A 1,144-nucleotide genomic window follows, 5' to 3' on the forward strand; every position below is an offset into this window, starting at 1 on the left:
CCCCTTGTAACTTCCCTGCTGCCGGATCGGGTATAGTTCCTGGTGCGGCGGCGGGCAGCAGACCGTCAACCCCGAGGGACGCCAAGCCCGTGGGTGAGCCCGGGTCTTTGCCCGCCTTTCCATCGAACCCGAACAGTCGCTTGGGCCGCTCGCGACGAAGCCCGCTTGTGCAAGGAGGGGATCGGATGGACGCGCTTTATGTGGGCATCGACGTCTCCAAGGAGCAGCTTGATGTGGCCGGCGACACCGCTGCGCTGACACCGTTCAGCGTCGCCCGCACCGCCGATGGCCTGACAGAGCTGGTGTCTCGGCTCGCCCCGCTGTCGCCGCGAGCGATTGCGCTTGAGGCGAGCGGCGGCTTCGAGACGGTGGTCGCCGCGGCGCTGGCAGGGGCCGGCCTTGCCGTGGTCGTGGTCAATCCGGCGCAGGTGCGCGCCTTTGCCCAGGCGCTCGGGCAGCGCGCCAAAACCGACCGGATCGATGCTCGCGTCATCGCCCGCTTCCTCGCCGCCGCCCGGCCGGAAATCCGCCCGCTGCCCGACGCGCAGACGGTGATGCTGGCCGATCTGGTCGCCCGGCGACGTCAGATCGTGGCCATGATCGGCGCCGAGAACCAGCGCCTGAAACGCGCCTCCCCGCGCATGGCCGCGAGCATCACACGTCTGCTCAAGGCCTTGGAGCGGGAACTGGCCGACCTTGATCGGGAGGTCGACGAGAGCATCCGTCGCTCGCCGAGCTGGCGCCACACGGTCGATCTTCTCACCTCCGTTCCCGGCATCGGAGCGACCATCGCCCGCACGCTGTTGGCCGAACTGCCCGAGCTCGGCACGCTCGACCGGCGCCAGGTCGCCGCTCTCGTCGGTCTGGCGCCATGGACGCGTCAGTCCGGTCAATGGCGCGGCAAGAGCTTCATCGGCGGTGGGCGAGCGGCGGTGCGGGCGGCGCTGTTCATGGGCGCAATGGTCGCCAGCCGGTACAACCCTGTGCTGAAGGCGTTCCGCGACAGGCTTGTGGCCGCCGGCAAGCCTAAGCTGGTGGCCCTGGTTGCGGTCGCCCGCAAGCTCGTCACCATCCTCAACGCCGTCCTGCGCGAGAACCAGCCATGGCGCCAACAAAACCCTTGACCAACAAGACAGTCGCTCAC

1 protein-coding gene is annotated in these 1,144 nt (G+C 68.9%); it reads left to right on the plus strand.

Annotated elements, in window-relative coordinates; genetic code table 11:
• Positions 1-185 precede the first annotated feature (185 nt).
• On the plus strand, positions 186-1,124 hold the full coding sequence (locus JKL46_RS34845; RefSeq protein ID WP_201843027.1) for an IS110 family RNA-guided transposase: 939 nt from the start codon (positions 186-188) through the stop codon (positions 1,122-1,124).
• Positions 1,125-1,144 lie beyond the last annotated feature (20 nt).

It is taken from the genome of Microvirga zambiensis WSM3693 (genome assembly GCF_016735695.1).
In the GTDB taxonomy this organism is placed as follows: Bacteria; Pseudomonadota; Alphaproteobacteria; order Rhizobiales; family Beijerinckiaceae; genus Microvirga; species Microvirga zambiensis.